This window comes from Pseudomonas sp. S3_C06 (assembly GCF_054667675.1).
In genome coordinates this window covers 5,281,944-5,302,921 of record NZ_CP162747.1, presented here as the reverse complement: position 1 = coordinate 5,302,921, position 20,978 = coordinate 5,281,944, and the positions used below count along the sequence as shown (strand labels likewise).

Sequence of the window (20,978 nt, the reverse complement as noted above, 5' to 3'; positions counted from 1 at the left end):
ACAACGGCCAACCATGCGCACCAGTCAATTTTTGCTCGCCACACAGAAAGAAACGCCTTCCGACGCGGTCGTGATCAGCCACCAGCTGATGCTGCGCGCCGGCATGATCCGCAAACTCGCCTCGGGCCTGTACACCTGGCTGCCCATGGGCCTGCGAGTCATGCGCAAGGTTGAAGCCATCGTTCGCGAAGAGATGAACGCCGCCGGCTCTCTGGAAGTGTTGATGCCGAGCACCCAACCGGCCGAGCTGTGGCAGGAATCGGGGCGCTGGGAAGAATACGGCCCTGAGCTGCTGCGCATCAAAGACCGCCACGGTCGCGACTTCTGCGCGGGCCCGACCCACGAAGAAGTGATCACCGATCTGATGCGCAACGAGTTGAGCAGCTACAAACAGCTGCCAATCAACCTGTACCAGATCCAGACCAAATTCCGTGACGAAATCCGCCCACGCTTCGGTTTGATGCGCGGTCGCGAATTCATCATGAAGGACGCGTACTCGTTCCACGCTGATCAAGCCTCGCTGCAGGTCACCTACGACCGCATGCACCAGGCCTACTGCAACGTGTTCAGCCGTCTTGGCCTGAAATTCCGTCCGGTTGAAGCCGACAACGGTTCGATCGGTGGCGCTGGTTCGCACGAATTCCACGTACTGGCCGAGTCTGGCGAAGACGACATCGTCTTCAGCAACGGTTCCGACTACGCAGCGAACATCGAAAAGGCCGAAGCCGTGCCACGCGAAACCTCGCGTGCTGCCGCGACCGAAGAGCTGCGCCTGGTCGATACACCAGACACCAAAACCATCGCGGCGCTGGTGGAAAAATTCAATCTACCGATTGAAAAGACCATCAAGACCCTGATCGTGCGCGCCGAAGAAGAAGGCAAGCTGATCGCGCTGGTCATCCGTGGCGACCACGAACTCAACGAAATCAAGGCTGCCCAGCAACCTGGCGTGGCCAGCCCGCTGGTCATGGCCACCGACGCCGAACTGCGTGACGCCATTGGCGCCGGCGCCGGTTCGCTCGGCCCGCTGAATCTGCCGCTGCCGATCATCATCGACCGCTCGGTCGAGCTGATGAGCGACTTCGGCATCGGCGCGAACATCGACGACAAGCACTACTTCGGCGTGAACTGGGAGCGCGATCTGCCGGTTCCAACCGTGGCTGACCTGCGTAACGTAGTCGCCGGTGACCCAAGCCCGGACGGCAAAGGCACCCTGGAAATCAAACGCGGCATCGAAGTCGGGCACATCTTCCAGCTGGGCAACAAGTATAGCAAGGCGATGAAGTGCGAAGTGCTGGGCGAGAACGGCAAGCCGGTTACCCTGGAAATGGGTTGCTACGGCATCGGCGTATCCCGCGTGGTGGCTGCTGCCATCGAGCAGAACAACGACGAAAACGGCATCATCTGGAGCGACACCCTGGCGCCATTCCAGATTGCTCTGGTACCGCTGCGCTATGAAACCGAGCAGGTCCGTGAAGCCACCGACAAGCTGTACGCCGAACTGACGGCCGCCGGCTTCGAAGTGCTGCTGGACGATCGCGACAAGAAAACCAGCCCGGGCATCAAATTCGCGGACATGGAACTGATCGGCATTCCACACCGGATCGTGGTCAGCGACCGCGGCCTCGCCGAAGGCAACCTGGAATACAAGAGTCGTACCGAAGGCGAGGCGCAAGCATTGCCGGTGGCTGACGTATTGTCCTTCCTTCAGGCCCGTATCCGCCGCTGAAACCAGATAGAGACGTCATGTTCAAGCGAAACACCTTAGGCCTCGGAGGCACCGCCCTGTGCGGTGCCCTGCTGGTCAGCGGCTGTGCCAATCACATGTCACAACGCAGCGAGCACGAAGAGCGGGTCGAGCGAAAGTTGCTCGACCATAGCCTGCAGATTGATGTCGGTGAGCCCAAGGAGCTTGAGCTGCCGCAGCGACGCGTGAAAATCAACGAACAGAAGACTTTTGAAGTCACCGAGTTCGAAGTGACGCGTCGCTACGATCGCTACACGCCTTACCAGCCTTGGCGGGAGGTCTACGAGATTCCGCTGGGTGCGGTCGCCGTGGTCGGTGGCGTTGGCGCCAACGTGGTCAACGTGTTCGCCCTCGGCAACCTGCCGGACAGCATCACCAAGGACTGGCTGAGTTACGGTTTCGCCGGGCTCAACCCGTTCATGAACGTGCAGTCCAACGGTCGTGCGCAGCAGAATCTGGCCGGCATCGATGAAGTCCAGCGCGACAAGCGCACGGAGTATTCGAGCCTGCCGTGGAGCGAGCGTCCGGTGCAGGTCAAGGCTGGCAAGCAGACCTTCGACATGACCACCGATCGCAACGGTGTGCTGCGTCTGAACCTGCTCGACAGTCCGTTTGCCGAAAATGATCTCAATCACGTCGGCAAACTGCAGATCAGCGTCGAAGATGCCAAGGATGACGTGCATTCTGATTCAACGCTGATGATCAGCAGTCATCTGCGTGGCAAGTTGCTGGAAGCGCACGGGCTGATTTACGACGACCTTGAAGACGACGAAGTGAGCCAGTGGGTGCACCGGGTCAAACGTCTGTCGGAACTGGGTCTGGAAGAAGAAGCCAGCGAACTGGAACAAAGCCTGATCGAACTGACGCGCAACGATCCTGAGTTGCAGACTGAGTTTCTCAAGTCGCTGACCAAGGATGCCGGGCGTCTGGTGGCGGATCCAGGGCCGAACTGACAGCTAAAAGCTTCGCGAGCAGGCTAGCTCCCACAGGGTGGAATACATTCCAAATGTGGGAGCGAGCCTGCTCGCGAAGAGGCCCCGACAGACACCGCAAATCTACCGCTCAAATAACTCCATCTGCTCAAACCCGCCGCGCAAATCCTCCAGCCTCACCCCAACCCCCAACAACCGCACCGGTTTCCCGCCGCGATTGAACGCCTGCGTCAGCATCAACTGATAACTGCCCAGATCCCGCCCTGCCCCGGCCTGCTCCAGTGTCGTCTGGGTAAAGTCATGAAACTTCACTTTGACGAACGGCTTGCCCGGCCGATAACTGCTGTCGATCCGCGCCATACGGGTTTTCAGGGTTTCCAGCAGCTCCGGCAGTTTGTCGAGACAGCTGCGCAGGTCCGGCAGATCGACGTCGTAGGTATTTTCCACGCTGATCGACTGACGCCGGCTGTCGTTGTGCACCAACCGGTCATCGATCCCACGGGCCAGACTCCACAGTCGCTCGCCAAAACTGCCGAATTCGCGTACCAGCGCCAGCTTGTCCCACTCGCGCAATTGCAGGCAGTCGACGATGCCGAGCCTGCCCAGTTTGTCGGCGGTGACCTTGCCGACGCCATGCAGTTTGCTGACCGGCAAATCGCTGACAAAGTCTTCGACCTGATCCGGCGTAATCACGAATAGCCCGTTGGGTTTTTTCCAGTCACTGGCGATCTTCGCTAGAAACTTGTTCGGTGCCACGCCAGCGGAAACGGTGATGTGCAACTGATTGGAAACCCGGCGACGGATGTCCTGGGCAATGCGTGTAGCGCTGCCGCCAAAATGCGCGCTGTCGGAGACATCCAGATAGGCCTCATCCAGCGACAGCGGCTCGATCAGGTCGGTGTAATCGGCAAAGATCGTGTGAATTTCTTTCGAGGCTTCGCGATAGGCATCCATTCGCGGCTTGACGATGGTCAGGTCCGGACACAACTTCAGTGCATGCCCCGAGGCCATCGCCGAACGCACACCATACGCGCGCGCTTCATAGTTGCAGGTGGCGATCACCCCGCGCCGATCCGCCGAACCGCCCACTGCCAACGGCTTGCCGGCCAGACGCGGGTCATCGCGCATTTCGATGGCGGCGTAAAAACAATCGCAGTCGATGTGGATGATTTTTCGCTGAGTCATGTCAGAAAAGGAAACGTGGCGAGCCGGATGGGCAGTATCTCACTGACACCTGTATATAGCACCAGTGGTATGAATGTTCTTTTCCGCGCGTGGGAAAAGGCCTTTGAATTTATTTTCTCAATCGACAAACGGCCTCCAATAGAGCTGAAAGCCTTGCCCCGCCTGCCCTGCGCACGGAAAAACGCCCGAGAAAAAGCGCTAACCGATTGAACCTCAACAGATTTTATCCAGATTGAAGGTTGACACCCCAGCGTTCCTCTGTAGAATGCCGACACACAGACGCGGGATGGAGCAGTCTGGTAGCTCGTCGGGCTCATAACCCGAAGGTCGTCGGTTCAAATCCGGCTCCCGCAACCAAACATCAAAAAAGGCTACTCGAAAGAGTGGCCTTTTTTGTGCGCGTCTGTTTTGTGGATTTCCTCTTCTTATAGAGAAGGATCGCCAAACAGGAATTCTTTGCATTTCCGAAACTTAACGCACCACCTGCGACCGTTTGACGCGATTGCACACTTATTTGACCCTTTATGGGATTAGCGGTTGACACCTCGCCGTTCGCCTGTAGAATGCCGCCACACAGACGCGGGATGGAGCAGTCTGGTAGCTCGTCGGGCTCATAACCCGAAGGTCGTCGGTTCAAATCCGGCTCCCGCAACCAAACATCAAAAAAGGCTACTCGAAAGAGTGGCCTTTTTTGTATCTGTTGAAAAAGTCCTTTCGCAACAATGATCTGTCACTGTGCAGTGAACCGCTTGGGATCTTCAGAAGTACTCACTTGCGACTATGCTTGAGTCGCAGGCCAGGCCTCTGCAATCCAGGAACTGCCCTCGCCGATACCCGGCGAGAGGCGTAGTATTTTGTGATTATTTTTTTCTACAGGGATTGGTAACTTGGCTGGATACCTCCATCCTGTCGCGCACAATCCAAGAGGTGATTGATGCGCGCCAACTCGTCTGATCCACAAGACACCGTCACAGCGGAACATCCGATCAAACCCGAGCGTTTGCGCTTGCTGGATCGGTTAAGCAAATACCGACAACCGATTGGTCTGGCGGTGACTTTGCTGCTGTTTGCCATTGCGCTGATTGCCTGTCGCCATCTGCTTGCCGAACTCGATCTCGATGCGCTGCACGACTCGATTCTCGACGTGCCGAAACCCGCGCTGATCGGCGCCTTCGGTGCGACCGTGGTCGGCTTCATTATTCTGCTCGGCTACGAATGGTCGGCCAGCCGCTATGCCGGCGTGACCTTGCCGCCGCGCACATTGGCGCTGGGCGGCTTCACCGCGTTTGCGATTGGCAATGCGATAGGTCTGTCGCTGCTGTCCGGCGGTTCGGTGCGCTACCGTTTATATGCACGACTGGGCCTGGGCGCGTCGGAAGTCGCGCACATGACCTTGTTCGCCAGTTTGTCGCTGGGCTGCGCCTTGCCGCCGCTGGCCGCACTGGCAACGCTGAGCGATCTGCCTGCTGCCTCGCAGGCGCTGGGTTTGTCCGAAGGCCTGCTCGGCACTATCGCCGCTGTCGTGCTGTTGCTTGGCGCAGTACTGGCCATCGGCATCTACCGTCGACGCCTGCCGGAACAACCGTTACGCGACAACCTGCTGGTCAGGGTTGGCCGCCGCACGCTGCGCTTGCCGGGGCGTCGCCTGACGTTCCTGCAACTGATCATTACCGCCCTCGACGTTGCGGCGGCTGCCACTGTTCTATATCTGTTGCTGCCAGAAGCGCCACCGTTCGGCGCGTTCCTGCTGGTGTATCTGTTGGCACTGGCTGCCGGCGTACTTAGCCATGTTCCCGGCGGAGTTGGCGTCTTCGAAGCGATTCTGCTGGCCGCTTTCGCTGACAAGCTCGGTGCCGCGCCTCTCGCCGCCGCCCTGCTGCTGTATCGCCTGATCTATGTGGTGCTGCCGCTGCTGGTGGCCTGCGTATTCCTGCTGATCAACGAAGGTCAGCGCCTGTTCCAGACCCAGACCATGCGCGCCGCGTCCGGTCTGGCCGCACCGATTCTGGCGGTGCTGGTGTTCCTGTCCGGTGTGGTGCTGCTGTTTTCCGGCGCTACTCCCGAGATCGACACACGTCTGGAGCACATCGGCTTTCTGATCCCGCATCGCCTGGTCGACGCCTCGCACTTCGGCGCCAGCCTGATCGGCGTGCTCTGCCTGATGCTCGCTCAGGGCCTGCGTCGTCGCCTGTCGGCCGCGTGGATGCTGACCACCATTCTGCTGCTGGTTGGCGCCCTGCTCTCGCTGCTCAAAGGTTTTGACTGGGAAGAGGCGACACTGATGACCCTGACGGCTGCGCTGCTCGGTGTGTTCCGTCGCTCGTTCTATCGCCCGAGTCGCCTGACCGAACTGCCCTTCTCGCCGCTGTACCTAGTGGCCAGTCTCTGTGTGCTCGGCGCTTCGACATGGCTGCTGCTGTTCGCCTATCAGGACGTGCCGTACAGCCATCAACTGTGGTGGCAGTTCACCCTCGACGCTGACGCGCCACGTGGCCTGCGTTCGCTGCTCGGCGCCGCCGTCCTGCTGCTGGTGATCGCGCTGACCTGGCTACTGCGCACCGCGCGCCCGGTCATTCACCTGCCAACGCCTGACGAACTCGATCGTGCAGCGAAGATCCTGATGGCGTCGTCGCAACCCGACGGTGGCCTCGCGCTGACTGGTGACAAGGCGCTGCTGTTTCACCAGAACGACGAAGCGTTCCTGATGTACGCGCGCCGTGGCCGCAGTCTGGTGGCGCTGTACGACCCGATCGGCCCCGGCCAGCAACGCGCCGAGATGATCTGGCAGTTCCGCGACCTCTGTGACATCCATCACGCCCGCCCGGTGTTCTACCAGGTGCGCGCGGAGAACCTGCCGTACTACATGGACATCGGCCTGACCGCGATCAAACTCGGCGAAGAAGCCCGGGTCGATCTGCTGCGCTTTGACCTGGAAGCCAAGGGCAAAGAGATGAAGGACCTGCGCTACACCTGGAACCGTGGCACCCGCGATGGTTTGTCGTTGGAGATCCACGAGCCGGGTCAGGCGCCGATGGATGAGCTGAAAGTGATTTCCGATGCGTGGCTGACCGGCAAGAACGTGCGCGAGAAAGGTTTCTCCCTCGGCCGTTTCAGCGACGATTACCTGAAGCATTTCCGCATCGCGGTGATTCGCTTCGAAGGTCGCCCGGTGGCGTTCGCCAACCTGCTCGAAACTTATAGCCATGACCTGGCCAGTCTCGACCTGATGCGCGCGCACCCGGATGCGCCGAAGCTGACCATGGAATTCATGATGGTCGGCCTGATTCAACACTATAAGAGTCACGGATACGCGCGCTTCAGCCTGGGCATGGTGCCGTTGTCGGGCTTGCAACCCCGCCGTGGTGCACCGCTGACCCAGCGTCTGGGCTCGATGGTTTTCCGCCGTGGTGAGCAGTTGTACAACTTCCAAGGCTTGCGCCGCTTCAAAGACAAGTTCCAGCCTGACTGGGAACCCCGTTATATGGCCGTGCCCGCCGGACTCGATCCGTTGGTGGCGCTGGCCGACACTGCTGCCCTGATCGCGGGCGGCTTGACTGGATTGGTGAAACGCTGATGATTCAACGCTCCCTGAAGTACATCCTGGCCGCACTGATCGTGCTGGCCGTGATTGCCGGCGGCGGTTTCTGGTACCTCAAACGCCCGGCACCGGAACCGACCGTCGAACAGCTCAACCCGGCCGATGGCGCCGCCATGACCCGCGTCATCCCTGGCACCAAGCCAAAGGCGCAGGTGCTGGTAGCCGTCAACGACGACCAGAAACTCAGTGAAAAACAACTGACCACCCTGAGCCGCAGCGCCTCGGCGCAGATCGTTCAAGTGATTCTGCCCAAGGACTGCCTGCTGCAAAGCCGCGCCCTGCAATCGGGCCTGCGTGAACTGAACGGTCCGGCTACTTTGGTCAGTGGCATTGGCCCAGGGGCCGTGCTGGCCTGGCGCTGGTTGTCGGAACAGAAAGATGACAAGGCTCAAGCCGTGTCCGTCGACCTCGCGCTGGAAAAAGGTGGCTGCACCCACCTGCTGCCGAAATCCGCCGCCCACGGCCACTGGCTGGTGGCGTGGAACGATAACCCGGACGACGCCAGCGCAGGTTTCGTACGCGACCAACCGAACGCCGAAACCAGCATCAGCGACTACGACATCAACCTGCCGCAAGTGCTGAACAACGAACTGCGTAAAATCCTCGTTGGCGGCGACAAGGCCAACGGCGGTCTGGCGATCCCGGTGGTTGAAGTGCCGGCCGGCCAAGCCAAAGACACCGTGACCCTGTTCCTCTCCGGTGACGGTGGCTGGCGCGACCTCGACCGCGACGTGGCCGGTGAAATGGCCAAGATAGGCTACCCGGTGGTCGGCATCGACACCCTGCGCTACTACTGGCAGCACAAGAGCCCGGAGCAAAGCGCACTGGATCTGACCGAACTGATGCAGCACTACCGGCAGAAATGGGGCACCAAGCGCTTCATCCTCACCGGTTACTCGTTCGGTGCTGACGTCCTGCCGGCGATCTACAACCGCTTGCCGGAAACCGAGCAGCAACGCGTAGACGCAATCATCCTGCTGGCCTTCGCCCGCACCGGCAGCTTCGAAATCGAAGTCGAAGGCTGGCTGGGTAACGCCGGCAAAGAAGCCGCCACCGGCCCGGAAATGGCCAAGCTGCCACCGGCCAAGGTCGTGTGCATCTACGGTGAAGAAGAGACCGATGAAAGTGGCTGCACGGACAAGACTGCCGTTGGCGAGGCAGTGAAACTGCCTGGCGGCCACCACTTCGATGAGAACTACCCGGCGCTGGCCAAGCGTCTGGTGGACTTGATCGAGAAGCGTCAGAGCAAGGACTCGGTCGCCGAAGAGTGATCTGAGCCACGCCCATAAAAAGCCCCCGCAACTTCACGGTTGCGGGGGCTTTTTACAATCCAGCGGCCACGAAAATCCCCTGTGGGAGCGAGCCTACTCGCGAACGCGGTGGGTCAGTTTACAGATTCGTCGACTGACACTACGCCTTCGCGAGCAGGCTCGCTCCCACAGAGGAATTGCGCTGGATTCAAATAATCGTCAATCCTCACAGGCGTACTTTGCCCGCATATCGTCATGGCTGATCACTTGAGCCGGATCGAGGTTGATCAATCGTTCCATCGCTTCGGCTTCAATTCGAAGGTTCTCGAGATCATCATGCTTTTCTTGTTCCGATGATGCCGTCATACATGCCTCACTCATTTGCACACGCCAGTTCGTGTCAGACGTTTAGTATCGTTTACTTCCAGTCTCGCAATATCAGATGACGCCCACAGACCTTGTAGGCAAACTCCGAAACTCGTGTTCGGGCGCTGTGCCGCTCTATTGCGCTGTTTTTCGACGGGATACTCTCCGGACGTCGCTGACCCATTCAGCGATCGGGTGTGGTAACCCGGCTATGCAAAGCGCAACAGCGCCCCATCACGACAATAGGCATTTTGATGCCTGTAATTCAGTGTAATGGCGGCTGTGCGTGGGAGACCTTCGGGTCTGCCGGTTTCTTTGCTCCCGGTTTACCACCCTGCGTACAGCTGCCACCCTTTCGCGTGGTAACGAAATGGAGCAGCTCCCCGCGTTAAGGAGCAAAACAATGAGTAAAACAGGTACGCCTTCAGACACTACAACCATCGGCTTCACCCCCTTCCTCTACAACTCGGATCAAGCGTATTTCAACGTCCGCTCCGGCATCCCGATCATCGATGCCTTGTCCCAATCCTCCGACCTGCTATCCCTCGCCAAATCCTTCGCAGAAGACGCTGCCTTCATCAGAGACACCGATCGCCATGCCTGGGCCGCGCATTACCTGACGGTGATGGGCAAAGCCTTGATTGATGATGTGATTCAGGCGTTGATGCCACGACCTGCGCGGACGAAGACTGAATCTGAAATCGATCTGCCTGAACGCACCACTTAACCCTGTGGGAGCTAGCCTGCTAGCGATTGCGGTGGATCTGGTAAAGATGTGCTGTCTGACACTCAGCCATCGCTAGCAGGCTAGCTCCCACAGGGGATTTGCGTGGGTTTGAGGTTTATGTGCATGCACAAAAAAGCCCCCGCCAGCCACAAGGCTGACGGGGGCTTTTCGCTTGAGGCCAGGCTTACATTTCTACCTGCGTGCCGAGTTCAATCACCCGGTTCAACGGCAAATTAAAGAACCGCAAATTCCCATTGGCATTCTTCAACATGAACGCAAACAGCGCCTCACGCCAACGCGCCATGCCCTCAAGTTTCGAAGCAATCACCGTTTCGCGGCTGAGGAAGTAGGTTGTGCGCATCGGGCTGAAGTCCAGATCATCCAGATGACACAGCTTCAGCGCTTGCGGCACGTCCGGCTCGTCGGTGAAGCCGAAGTGCAGGATCACCCGGAAGAAACCCTCCCCGTGCGCTTCGACCTCGAAGCGCCGCGATGGCGGTACGCGCGGGATGTCTTCGTAGACCACCGTCAGCAACACCACTTGCTCGTGCAGTACCTGGTTATGCAGCAGGTTGTGCAACAGCGCATGCGGCACGGCGTCGGAGCGCGCGGTGAGGAACACAGCAGTGCCCTGCACACGATGCGGCGGTTGCACGCGAATGCTGCTGATGAAGATCGGCAGCGGCAGCGCTCCTTCGTCGAGGCGATCGACGAGCAACTGCTTACCTCGTTTCCAAGTGGTCATCAGCACGAACAGCGCGATACCGGCAATGACCGGGAAAGCACCGCCCTGCACAATCTTCGGCACGTTGGCGGCGAAGTACAGACCGTCCACCAGCAGGAAGCCGATCAGCACCGGCACCGCGAGGATCGGCGGCCATTTCCACAGCAGCAGCATCACTGCCGACACCAGAATGGTGGTCATCAGCATGGTGCCAGTCACTGCCACGCCGTAAGCCGAGGCCAGTGCGCCGGAGGATTCGAAGCCCAGCACCAACAGGACCACGCCGACCATCAGCGCCCAGTTCACCGCGCCGATATAGATCTGGCCTTGCTCGTCGCTGGAAGTGTGCTGGATGTACATGCGCGGGATGTAACCGAGCTGGATCGCCTGACGGGTCAGGGAGAACGCGCCGGAAATCACCGCTTGTGAGGCAATCACCGTGGCCAGCGTCGACAGACCGACCAGTGGAATCAGCGCCCAGCTCGGTGCCAGCAGATAGAACGGGTTACGCGCTGCTTCCGGGTTTTCCAGCAGCAAGGCGCCCTGACCGAAGTAGTTGAGCACCAGCGCCGGCAACACCAGGATGAACCACGCCCGGGCAATCGGCTTGCGACCAAAGTGGCCCATGTCGGCGTACAGCGCTTCTGCACCGGTCAGCGCCAGCACCACGGCGCCGAGGATCGCCACGCCCATGCCCGGATGAACGACGAAGAAATTCACCGCCCAGATCGGGTTCATCGCATGCAGCACTTCTGGCGCGTGGCTGATGCCATACACACCGAGGGCGCCGAGGACGAGGAACCAGGTGACCATGATCGGCCCGAACAGAATGCCGATCCGCGCCGTACCGTGTTTCTGAATCAGAAACAGCGCCACCAGCACCACCAGCGACAGCGGGACCACCCAATGGTCGATGCCATCGAATGCCAGTCCCAGACCTTCAATCGCCGACAGCACGGAAATCGCCGGGGTGATCATGCTGTCGCCATAAAACAGCGCCGCGCCGATCAGTCCGCAAACTACCAGCAACGAACGCAGCTTCTTGCGATGCCCTGCCGCACGACGCGCCAGCGCGGTAAGCGCCATGATGCCGCCCTCGCCCTGGTTGTCGGCGCGCAGCACGAACATCATGTATTTGATCGACACGACCCAGATCAGCGACCAGAAGATCAACGATAGAATGCCCAGCACGCCATCGTGATTGACCGATACGCCGTAAGCGCCGGAAAACACTTCTTTGAGGGTGTACAACGGGCTCGTGCCGATGTCGCCGTAAACCACCCCGACCGCCGCGACCAGCATGCTCAGCGGCTTGGAGGCCGAACCCTCGGCGCCTGCCGCATGACTACTTGCCTGACCCATCCAACACTCCTACTTCTCAGAACCGGCTTCTTGAATGAAGCACTATGCTTTGTGGTGCAGCATGCGCTGTTTTACCTGTTGTTACAGACGTTTTGTTGACTGTAAAAAATTGGTAAAGCTCAACGGCGCGAAGCATAGCGCAGCACTCGTCGTATTTCCCTGCATAAAGCTGGTCAAGTGCGTTGCCCGCCGCTAGAATTGCGCACTTTTTGATCAGAGGCGCGCCCTAAGCGCCCGTCCGTCGGCTTTCGCACCAAGAAAGCGATGTCACAAAATACCGAGGTTAGACATGTCCACCACTCCTGCGCCGGCCAATCCAAAGGTTGGCTTTGTATCTCTGGGTTGCCCGAAAGCACTGGTCGACTCCGAGCGCATCCTGACCCAGCTGCGCATGGAAGGCTATGACGTGGTGTCTACCTATCAGGACGCCGACGTTGTAGTCGTCAACACCTGCGGTTTCATCGATTCGGCCAAGGCTGAGTCGCTGGAAGTGATCGGCGAAGCGATCAAGGAAAACGGCAAGGTGATCGTCACTGGTTGCATGGGCGTGGAAGAAGGCAACATCCGCAGCGTCCACCCGAGCGTACTGGCCGTGACCGGTCCGCAGCAGTACGAGCAAGTGGTCAACGCCGTGCACGAAGTCGTACCGCCGCGTCAGGATCACAACCCGTTGATCGACCTGGTGCCGCCGCAAGGCATCAAGCTGACCCCGCGCCACTACGCATACCTGAAGATTTCCGAAGGCTGCAACCATAGCTGCTCCTTCTGCATCATCCCGTCGATGCGCGGCAAACTGGTCAGCCGTCCGGTGGGTGATGTGCTCGACGAAGCTCAGCGTCTGGTCAAATCCGGCGTCAAAGAGCTGTTGGTGATCTCGCAAGACACCAGCGCCTACGGCGTTGACGTGAAATACCGCACCGGTTTCTGGAACGGCGCGCCGGTGAAAACCCGCATGACCGAACTCTGCGAAGCCCTGAGCACCCTCGGCGTCTGGGTGCGTCTGCACTACGTTTACCCGTACCCGCACGTTGACGAGCTGATCCCGCTGATGGCCGCCGGCAAGATCCTGCCGTACCTGGACATCCCGTTCCAGCACGCCAGCCCGAAAGTATTGAAGTCGATGAAACGCCCGGCCTTCGAAGACAAGACCCTGGCGCGCATCAAGAACTGGCGCGAAATCTGCCCGGACCTGATCATCCGTTCGACCTTCATCGTCGGCTTCCCGGGCGAAACCGAAGAAGACTTCCAGTACCTGCTGAACTGGCTGACCGAAGCCCAGCTCGACCGCGTCGGTTGCTTCCAGTACTCACCGGTGGATGGCGCTCCGGCGAATGATCTGGATCTGGAGATCGTACCGGACGACGTCAAGCAGGATCGATGGGATCGCTTCATGGCGCACCAGCAAGCGATCAGCTCGGCACGCCTGCAAATGCGTATCGGCCGTGAAATCGAAGTGCTGGTGGACGAAGTCGACGAGCAAGGCGCGGTCGGCCGCTGCTTCTTCGATGCCCCGGAAATCGATGGCAACGTGTTTATTGATAACGGCAGCAATCTGAAGCCGGGTGACAAGGTCTGGTGCAAGGTTACTGACGCTGACGAATATGACCTGTGGGCTGAGCAGATCTGACCTGAAGATCAAAAGCCCCTCACCCTAGCCCTCTCCCAGAGGGAGAGGGGACTGATTGAGGTGTTCTTGCGAGCTGCACCGACCTGAACGTTCGAGTCGAACTCAGGTTTTGAACAGCACGAAGATAAGCTCCCTTCCCCCTCGCCCTCTCCCTCTCCCGGAGGGCGCGGGGACTGATCTATGTGTTCTCGCGTGCTGCACCGACCTGAGCCATCCGGTCGAACTCAGGTTTTGAACAGCACGAAGATCTGCGCCCTTCCCCCTTGGGGGAGAAGGAACTGATCGAGGTGTTCTTCAGAATTGCGGCGACCTGAACGTTCGAGTCGGGCTCAGGTTTTGAACAGCATGAAGATCAGCTCCCTTCCCCCTCGCCCCCTTGGGGGAGAGGGTTGGGGTGAGGGGGAGAGATCTTGCTGGCGACAGAAATAGCCAGCCAGATACCGCAACAAATACAGAAAGCCCCGCTCTTTTTACGAGATGCGGGGCTTTTTTACGGCTATCGTTTAGCGGGGGACGGACTCCCTTGAAACGGACAAGAGGCAGACAGGCATGCGTCACCATTCGGTCATCCACACGCCGAAACTCAGCGATTATCAGGAACTGACCCGGGTCTGGGAGGCCTCGGTCCGCGCCACCCATGATTTTCTGCCGGACAGCTATATCGAGCTGCTGCGCAATCTGGTGCTCACGCGTTATCTCGATGCGGTGATGCTGGTTTGCACCAAGGACGCCGACCAGCGCATCACCGGGTTTGCCGGAGTCGCGGCGGGCAAGATCGAGATGCTGTTTATCGATCCTGAGCATCGCGGTCAGGGCTTGGGCAAGAAACTGCTCAACTATGCCATGCAGCATCTGAATGCCGATGAGCTGGACGTCAACGAGCAGAACCCGCAGGCCTTGGGCTTCTACTTCAAGCAGGGTTTCGAGGTAATCGGCCGCTCGGAGGTCGATGGCATGGGCCAGCCGTATCCGTTGTTGCATATGCGTTTGCGCCAGAACCAGCAGCGCTCCAGTAACGGTTGACACAATCCAAAACAACTGTGGGAGCTAGCCTGCTAGCGATGCAGGCGACGCGGTCAGTCAGATACACCGCGGTGATGCAATCGCCAGCAGGCTGGCTCCCACAGGGAATTGCGAACAGCCTGTAAATGGAACCGGGCTTAACCGGCGCCACACAGGTACAATGCCCACCCCTTTTTTGTTACGGCCCTGTCATGACTGACCCGATTCGCCTCTCCAAACGCCTCATCGAACTGGTCGGTTGCTCCCGCCGGGAGGCCGAGCTGTTCATTGAGGGCGGCTGGGTCACCGTGGACGGCGCAGTGATTGACGAGCCGCAATTCAAGGTCGGCGAGCAGAAGGTCGAGCTCGACAAGGACGCCAAGGCCACCGCGCCGGAGCCGGTGACCATCCTGCTCAACGCCCCTGCCGGCATGGACGTTGAAACCGCCATGCAATCGCTGAGCGCCGAAACCCTCAGCGAAGAACACCGCTTCAGCAAACGCCCTCTGCGCGGGCACTTCCTGCGCCTGACCGCCAGTGCCGATCTGCAGCCCAAGGCCAGCGGTCTGCTGGTGTTCACTCAGGACTGGAAAATCCTGCGCAAGCTCACCGCTGACGCCGCGAAGATCGAGCAGGAATACGTGGTTGAAGTCGAAGGAGACATGGTCGCCCACGGCCTCAACCGTTTGCAGCATGGCCTCACCCACAAGGGCAAGGAGCTGCCGCCGGTCAAGGCCAGCTGGCAGAACGAAAACCGTCTGCGCTTCGCCATGAAGAACCCGCAGCCCGGCATCATTGCCCAGTTCTGCGAAGCGGTCGGCCTGAAGGTCATCGGCATCCGCCGCATCCGCATCGGCGGCGTCTCGATCGGCAAAGTCCCGGTCGGCCAATGGCGCTACCTGTCCGGCAAAGAGAAGTTCTAAGACTTCCACTGCCGCCACACATTCCGGCAGCGCGCCCGCGTGCTGCCCACAACGCTTATCAGGATTACTCACATGATTCATAACGACGTATTGCGCAGCGTGCGCTACATGCTCGACATCAGCGACAAGAAGGTTGTCGAGATCATCAAGCTCGGCGGCATGGACGTAGCGCTCGCCGATGTAGTGACCTGGCTCGACAAGAAAGAAGAAGACGAAGAAGGTTTCGTGCGCTGCCCGGACGAAGTCATCGCACACTTCCTCGACGGTCTGGTGATCTTCAAGCGTGGCAAGGACGAAAGCCGTCCGCCGCAGCCAATCGAAGTGCCGGTGACCAACAACATCATCCTGAAAAAGCTGCGCGTAGCCTTCGAACTGAAAGAAGACGACATGCACGCAATCCTCAAGGCCGCCGAGTTTCCGGTGTCCAAGCCTGAGCTGAGCGCGCTGTTCCGCAAGGTCGGCCACACCAACTACCGCCCGTGCGGCGACCAGTTGCTGCGCAACTTCCTCAAGGGGCTCACGCTGCGCGTTCGCCCGGCCTGATCCCCTTCTGCGGTGGCGACTGATGGTCGCCGCCGCAACGCATGACTGCTCATTCCCTCCAGAAATAATGGCTCCGCTTTGTGCTGCTGACGACTAGGGTGTACTGATCCCTAATCCTCAGGACTCGCCATGCACCCGTATTTCTCCCTGCAAGGCCGCACCGCTCTGGTGACTGGCGGCACCCGTGGTATCGGCAAAATGATCGCCAAGGCCTTTGTCGAGGCTGGCGCGCGCGTCTATGTCTGCTCGCGCGATGCCGAAGCCTGCCATCAAACGGCTGAAGAACTCAGCGCCTTGGGCAAGTGCCACGGCGTGGCGGCGAATCTGGCGACTGAAGAAGGCGTGCAGGAACTGGCCGCGCGCCTGGGCGAGCAGATCACGCATCTGGATATTCTGGTGAACAATGCCGGCACCACCTGGGGCGCGCCGCTGGAGAGCTACCCGGTCAAGGGCTGGGAAAAGGTCATGCAGCTCAACGTAACGTCGGTGTTCACCTGCATCCAGCAGTTTCTGCCGTTGTTGCGCAAGGCCGGCTCGGCGGCGAATCCGGCGCGGATTATCAATATCGGTTCGGTGGCGGGGATTTCTTCGTTTGGCGAGCAGGCGTATGCCTATGGGCCAAGCAAGGCGGCCCTGCATCAGTTGTCGCGGATTCTCGCGCGGGAGCTGGTGAGCCAGCACATCAATGTCAACGTGATCGCGCCGGGGCGCTTTCCGAGCAAGATGACGCAGCATATTGGCAGCGATCAGCAGGCATTGGCTGAGGACACGGCGCTGATTCCGATGAAGCGTTGGGGGCGTGAAGAGGAGATGGCGGCGCTGGCGATCAGTCTGGCGAGTACGGCTGGGGCTTATATGACGGGGAATATTATTCCGCTGGATGGTGGGTTCAGCCTCTGAGATTGGCGGTGCGGCCTTCGCGAGCAGGCTCGCTCCCACAGGGTTTTGTGCACGACATAGATCCACTGTGGGAGCGAGCCTGCTCGCGAAGAGGCCTGCCCTGCTAACACCAGACTTTAGGCCTGTCGGGTTATCATGCCCACCCCTGCCCCGCTTCGAATGCAAACCATGACTTACAGCGTCTCCCCCATCGGCTTCGTGCGCTCCTGCTTCAAGGAGAAATTCGCCATCCCCCGCCAACCGCAACTGGCCCCAGCCGCCCGAGGTGTGCTGGAACTGGTGGCGCCGTTCGATCAGGGTGACGCGGTGCAAGGCCTGGAGCAGGTCAGCCATGTCTGGCTGCTGTTCCTGTTTCATCAAGCGCTGGAAGATAAACCGCGACTGAAAGTCCGTCCGCCCCGCTTGGGCGGCAACAAGTCCATGGGCGTGTTCGCCACCCGCGCCACACACCGTCCTAATGGCATCGGCCAGTCCGTGGTGAAACTGGACAAAGTCGAAGCCAATCGCCTGTTCATCTCCGGCATCGACTTGCTCGACGGCACGCCGATTCTCGACATCAAACCCTACGTGCCTTACGCCGACATCATTCCCGAGGCTGCCAACAGCATCGCCAGCGCTGCGCCACAGCTGATTGACGTGCAGTGGACGGATTCCGCGCTGCAACAGGCGCACGCACACGCTCAGCGTCTTGATGAACCGTTGGTGGCGTTGATTGAACAGTGTCTGGCCCAGGATCCGCGTCCGGCGTATCAAACCCCGGTGCCGGAACGCGAGTACGGCGCGCAGTTCTGGGATCTGGACGTGCGCTGGCATTACCCGACGCCTGAGCAGATCCGCGTGCTCGAAGTCATCCCTGCCGAAGCGTAACCCCCGGAAACGAAAAAGCCCGCGCTGCCTTAACAGGCAACGCGGGCTGATCGTTCCCACGCTCCGCGTGGGAATGCATCCAGTGACGCTCCGCGTCACCGGCCAAACGCTTACTTCTCGACGAACGCACGCTCGATCAGGTAATCACCCGGCTCGCGCATCCGCGCCGAGATCTTCAGGCCGAAGCTGTCGAGCACTTCGCTGGTCTCGTCGAGCATGCTCGGGCTGCCGCAGATCATCGCGCGGTCGTCCTGCGGGTTGATCGGTGGCAGGCCGATGTCGCTGAACAGCTTGCCGCTGCGCATCAGGTCGGTCAGGCGGCCCTGATTCTCGAAAGGCTCGCGGGTCACGGTCGGGTAGTAGATCAGCTTGTCACGCAGCGCTTCGCCGAAGAACTCGTTCTGCGGCAGATGCTCGGTGATGAATTCGCGGTAGGCGACTTCGTTGACGTAGCGTACGCCGTGAACCAGGATCACTTTTTCAAAGCGCTCGTAGGTTTCCGGGTCCTGAATCACGCTCATGAACGGCGCCAGGCCAGTGCCGGTGCTCAGCAGGTACAAGTGCTTGCCTGGGTTCAGGTCATCCAGAACCAGGGTGCCGGTAGGCTTCTTCGAGATGATGATCTCGTCGCCTTCCTTCAAGTGCTGCAGTTGCGAAGTCAGCGGGCCGTCCTGCACCTTGATGCTGAAGAACTCCAGATGCTCTTCCCAGTTCGGGCTGGCGATCGAGTAAGCGCGCATAAGCGGGCGGCCGTTAGGCTGTTGCAGGCCGATCATCACGAACTGACCGTTCTCGAAGCGCAGGCCCGGATCGCGGGTGCACTTGAAGCTGAACAGAGTGTCGTTCCAGTGATGAACACTGAGGACACGCTCGTGGTTCATGTTGCTCATGTACGTTTGACTCCTGGAGATTGGGTCTGCGCTGGCTTTTGAAGGCGACGGTGCGCAATTGCATCGCATTCTAATAGCGACGACAATATCTGTTAACTGGATTATTAAGATAAGGGTTATCGGTTATATCGATATGCGATTTACTCTCCGTCAACTTCAAGTCTTCGTCGCCGTCGCCCAGCAGGAAAGCGTATCCCGTGCTGCGGGTCTGCTCAACCTCTCGCAGTCGGCCGCCAGCACCTCGATCACCGAGCTCGAGCGCCAATCCAGCTGCCAGCTGTTCGACCGCGCCGGCAAACGGCTGAGCCTCAACGCCCTTGGCAAACAGCTGTTGCCACAGGCGGTGGCGCTGCTCGATCAGGCCAAGGAAATCGAGGACCTGCTCAACGGCAAATCCGGTTTCGGCTCGCTGTCGGTCGGCGCGACGCTGACCATCGGCAATTACCTGGCAACCCTGTTGATCGGCAGCTTCATGCAGCGCCATCCGGAAAGTCAGGTGAAGCTGCATGTACAGAACACTGCCAATATCGTGCAACAAGTCGCCCACTACGAAATTGATCTGGGTCTGATCGAAGGCGATTGCAGCCACCCCGACATCGAAGTGCAGAGCTGGGTCGAGGATGAGCTGGTGGTGTTCTGCGCGCCGCAGCATCCATTGGCCCAACGCGGCAGCGCGACCATGGAAGAGTTGACTCACGAAGCATGGATTCTGCGTGAACAGGGCTCCGGCACGCGACTGACCTTCGATCAAGCCATGCGCCACCATCGCAGTGCGCTGAATATCCGACTGGAGCTAGAACACACCGAAGCGATCAAACGCGCGGTGGAATCGGGCTTGGGGATTGGCTGCATCTCACGGCTGGCGCTGCGTGATGCGTTCCGTCGCGGCAGTCTGGTGCCGGTGGAAACGCCGGATCTGGATCTGGCGCGACAGTTCTACTTCATCTGGCACAAGCAGAAATACCAGACTTCGGCGATGCGCGAGTTTCTGGAGCTGTGCCGCGCTTTCACCGCCGGGGTGCAGCGCAGCGACGAGATTGTCTTGCCGACAATCGCTTAAAGCAGAATCACTGCCCACACCAGCGCGATCATGCTCAGTGCCACGAATTGCGCGGCGCTGCCCATGTCCTTGGCGTTCTTCGACAGCGGATGCAGTTCCAGCGAGATGCGGTCGATGGCCGCTTCTACCGCCGAGTTCAACAGCTCGACGATCAGCGCCAACAAGCACACGGCAATCAGCAAAGCCTGCTCCACGCGGCTGACATTGAGGAAGAACGTCAGCGGAACCAGCACGACATTAAGCAGCACCAGTTGACGGAATGCCGCCTCACCGGTGAAGGCTGCGCGCAGACCGTCCAGCGAGTAGCCGGAAGCGTTGAGGATGCGTTTCAGGCCGGTCTGGCCCTTGAAAGGTGACATAAAGTAGAAACCAACCAAAAAGGAGTGGGAAAACTAGATCAACAAAAGTCAAAAAAGCGTGAAGACGCCAGCCATTATTGGCTCGGAATTGACTCAAGTTGTTGCAGCAGTAAAGCCGCTTGCGTGCGGGTGCGCACATTCAGCTTGCGAAAGATCGCCGTGACGTGGGCCTTGATGGTCGCTTCCGACACGCTCAGCTCATAAGCAATCTGCTTGTTCAGCAGGCCTTCGCAGACCATGGTCAACACGCGGAACTGCTGCGGCGTCAGGCTGGCAAGGCCATCGCTGGCAGCTTTGGCTTCGTCGGAAACGGCGACCGCTTCAAACGCTTGCGGCGGCCAGAAGACATCGCCATCGAGTACTTTGCGCACCGCTTGCTGAATCACGCTGAGGTCGCTGGACTTGGGAATGAAGCCACTGGCGCCAAACTCACGGGACTTGACCATTACCGACGCTTCTTCCTGCGCCGAGACCATCACCACCGGAATCTGCGGATACTGTCCGCGTAGCATGACCAATCCGGAAAATCCGAAAGCGCCGGGCATATTCAGGTCCAGCAGGACCAGATCCCAGTCGGCTTTTTCGGTCAGGCGGGTTTCCAGTTCGGCGATGCTTGCTACTTCGACCAAGCGTACATCAGGGCCGAGGCCCAGCGTCACCGCTTGATGCAGGGCGCTACGAAACAGAGGGTGATCATCGGCAATCAGGATGTCGTATGTGGCCATTTTTCAAATGATCCTGTTTTTGATGGCAGACGCGGTGCATTCCGGTCTGGCCAAAGCAACTCAAGATACCGCTTGGCGGCGATATCCACAGGGGCACGTTCAACGCCAATCAACAGCAAACACGGCGTTTCAAACCTTGGCCGCACCCCAATCGGCGCCAAGCATGCCCAGCGCAGACTGGGTGGTCAAGC

At 59.5% G+C, this 20,978-nt stretch carries 18 protein-coding genes and 2 tRNA genes; 14 read left to right on the top strand and 6 right to left on the bottom strand.

Annotated features, from left to right (window positions below):
- Window positions 1-13: 13 nt before the first annotated feature.
- Both AB4N44_RS23550 and AB4N44_RS23545 read left to right on the top strand, forming a co-directional pair.
- A complete protein-coding gene (locus tag AB4N44_RS23550) occupies window positions 14-1,729 on the top strand; it encodes a proline--tRNA ligase (protein ID WP_007918631.1) in 1,716 nt (571 codons plus the stop codon).
- A gap of 17 nt (window positions 1,730-1,746) precedes the next feature.
- On the top strand, window positions 1,747-2,700 hold the full coding sequence (locus AB4N44_RS23545) for a hypothetical protein (protein WP_460107286.1): 954 nt from the start codon (window positions 1,747-1,749) through the stop codon (window positions 2,698-2,700).
- Between the two features lie 102 nt (window positions 2,701-2,802).
- Here the strand turns inward: AB4N44_RS23545 and dinB are convergent, their stop codons facing one another.
- Window positions 2,803-3,864, bottom strand: coding sequence for a DNA polymerase IV (gene dinB / locus AB4N44_RS23540; RefSeq protein WP_150749402.1), 1,062 nt, complete (start codon window positions 3,862-3,864; stop codon window positions 2,803-2,805).
- A gap of 280 nt (window positions 3,865-4,144) precedes the next feature.
- Here dinB and AB4N44_RS23535 point away from each other — a divergent pair.
- The 4 genes from AB4N44_RS23535 to AB4N44_RS23520 all read left to right on the top strand — a co-directional run bounded on the left by AB4N44_RS23535 (window position 4,145) and on the right by AB4N44_RS23520 (window position 8,733).
- A tRNA-Met gene (locus tag AB4N44_RS23535) sits at window positions 4,145-4,221 on the top strand.
- A gap of 221 nt (window positions 4,222-4,442) precedes the next feature.
- Window positions 4,443-4,519: transfer RNA gene (locus AB4N44_RS23530), tRNA-Met, on the top strand.
- 279 nt (window positions 4,520-4,798) lie between these two features.
- Complete coding sequence (gene mprF / locus AB4N44_RS23525; RefSeq protein ID WP_460107289.1) at window positions 4,799-7,438, top strand: bifunctional lysylphosphatidylglycerol flippase/synthetase MprF; 2,640 nt, start codon at window positions 4,799-4,801, stop codon at window positions 7,436-7,438.
- A complete protein-coding gene (locus AB4N44_RS23520) occupies window positions 7,438-8,733 on the top strand; it encodes a virulence factor family protein (protein WP_127926078.1) in 1,296 nt (431 codons plus the stop codon). The genes mprF and AB4N44_RS23520 overlap by 1 nt, the downstream gene beginning before the upstream one ends.
- 198 nt (window positions 8,734-8,931) lie before the next feature.
- On the opposite strand, the gene AB4N44_RS23515 is transcribed toward AB4N44_RS23520, so the two are convergent.
- Complete coding sequence (locus tag AB4N44_RS23515) at window positions 8,932-9,078, bottom strand: hypothetical protein (RefSeq protein WP_397482947.1); 147 nt, start codon at window positions 9,076-9,078, stop codon at window positions 8,932-8,934.
- Between the two features lie 403 nt (window positions 9,079-9,481).
- Here AB4N44_RS23515 and AB4N44_RS23510 point away from each other — a divergent pair, with 403 nt between their 5' ends.
- Window positions 9,482-9,805 (top strand): DUF3077 domain-containing protein, encoded by a 324-nt coding sequence (locus AB4N44_RS23510; RefSeq protein WP_160038558.1) that lies wholly within the window; start codon window positions 9,482-9,484, stop codon window positions 9,803-9,805.
- A gap of 184 nt (window positions 9,806-9,989) precedes the next feature.
- Here the strand turns inward: AB4N44_RS23510 and AB4N44_RS23505 are convergent, their stop codons facing one another.
- Entirely contained in the window at window positions 9,990-11,831 is a 1,842-nt protein-coding gene (locus tag AB4N44_RS23505) for a potassium transporter Kup (protein WP_371857960.1), read from the bottom strand.
- 349 nt (window positions 11,832-12,180) lie between these two features.
- On the opposite strand from AB4N44_RS23505, the gene rimO reads away from it, so the two are divergent.
- The 6 genes from rimO to tsaA all read left to right on the top strand — a co-directional run bounded on the left by rimO (window position 12,181) and on the right by tsaA (window position 17,753).
- Window positions 12,181-13,518, top strand: a complete 1,338-nt coding sequence (gene rimO / locus AB4N44_RS23500) for a 30S ribosomal protein S12 methylthiotransferase RimO (protein ID WP_460107292.1) — start codon at window positions 12,181-12,183, stop codon at window positions 13,516-13,518.
- A 549-nt stretch (window positions 13,519-14,067) separates the two neighbouring features.
- Window positions 14,068-14,541 (top strand): GNAT family N-acetyltransferase, encoded by a 474-nt coding sequence (locus tag AB4N44_RS23495; RefSeq protein ID WP_127926076.1) that lies wholly within the window; start codon window positions 14,068-14,070, stop codon window positions 14,539-14,541.
- Between the two features lie 191 nt (window positions 14,542-14,732).
- Window positions 14,733-15,443 (top strand): rRNA pseudouridine synthase, encoded by a 711-nt coding sequence (locus tag AB4N44_RS23490; protein ID WP_460107296.1) that lies wholly within the window; start codon window positions 14,733-14,735, stop codon window positions 15,441-15,443.
- A gap of 72 nt (window positions 15,444-15,515) precedes the next feature.
- Entirely contained in the window at window positions 15,516-15,986 is a 471-nt protein-coding gene (locus AB4N44_RS23485; RefSeq protein WP_064393114.1) for a YehS family protein, read from the top strand.
- A 129-nt stretch (window positions 15,987-16,115) separates the two neighbouring features.
- Complete coding sequence (locus AB4N44_RS23480; protein WP_127926074.1) at window positions 16,116-16,886, top strand: SDR family oxidoreductase; 771 nt, start codon at window positions 16,116-16,118, stop codon at window positions 16,884-16,886.
- Between the two features lie 168 nt (window positions 16,887-17,054).
- Window positions 17,055-17,753, top strand: coding sequence for a tRNA (N6-threonylcarbamoyladenosine(37)-N6)-methyltransferase TrmO (gene tsaA / locus AB4N44_RS23475; RefSeq protein ID WP_174245045.1), 699 nt, complete (start codon window positions 17,055-17,057; stop codon window positions 17,751-17,753).
- Window positions 17,754-17,863: 110 nt separating this feature from the next.
- Here tsaA and fpr read toward each other — a convergent pair whose 3' ends face one another.
- A complete protein-coding gene (gene fpr, locus AB4N44_RS23470) occupies window positions 17,864-18,643 on the bottom strand; it encodes a ferredoxin-NADP reductase (protein ID WP_007908723.1) in 780 nt (259 codons plus the stop codon).
- Between the two features lie 133 nt (window positions 18,644-18,776).
- On the opposite strand from fpr, the gene AB4N44_RS23465 reads away from it, so the two are divergent.
- On the top strand, window positions 18,777-19,703 hold the full coding sequence (locus AB4N44_RS23465) for a LysR family transcriptional regulator (RefSeq protein ID WP_034154937.1): 927 nt from the start codon (window positions 18,777-18,779) through the stop codon (window positions 19,701-19,703).
- Here the strand turns inward: AB4N44_RS23465 and AB4N44_RS23460 are convergent.
- Together AB4N44_RS23460 and erdR are read right to left on the bottom strand one after the other, a co-directional pair.
- On the bottom strand, window positions 19,700-20,062 hold the full coding sequence (locus tag AB4N44_RS23460) for a diacylglycerol kinase (protein WP_042557932.1): 363 nt from the start codon (window positions 20,060-20,062) through the stop codon (window positions 19,700-19,702). The two genes, AB4N44_RS23465 and AB4N44_RS23460, sit on opposite strands and share 4 nt — an antisense overlap.
- 74 nt (window positions 20,063-20,136) lie before the next feature.
- Window positions 20,137-20,787, bottom strand: coding sequence for a response regulator transcription factor ErdR (gene erdR, locus AB4N44_RS23455; protein ID WP_077571373.1), 651 nt, complete (start codon window positions 20,785-20,787; stop codon window positions 20,137-20,139).
- Between the last annotated feature and the right edge of the window lie 191 nt (window positions 20,788-20,978).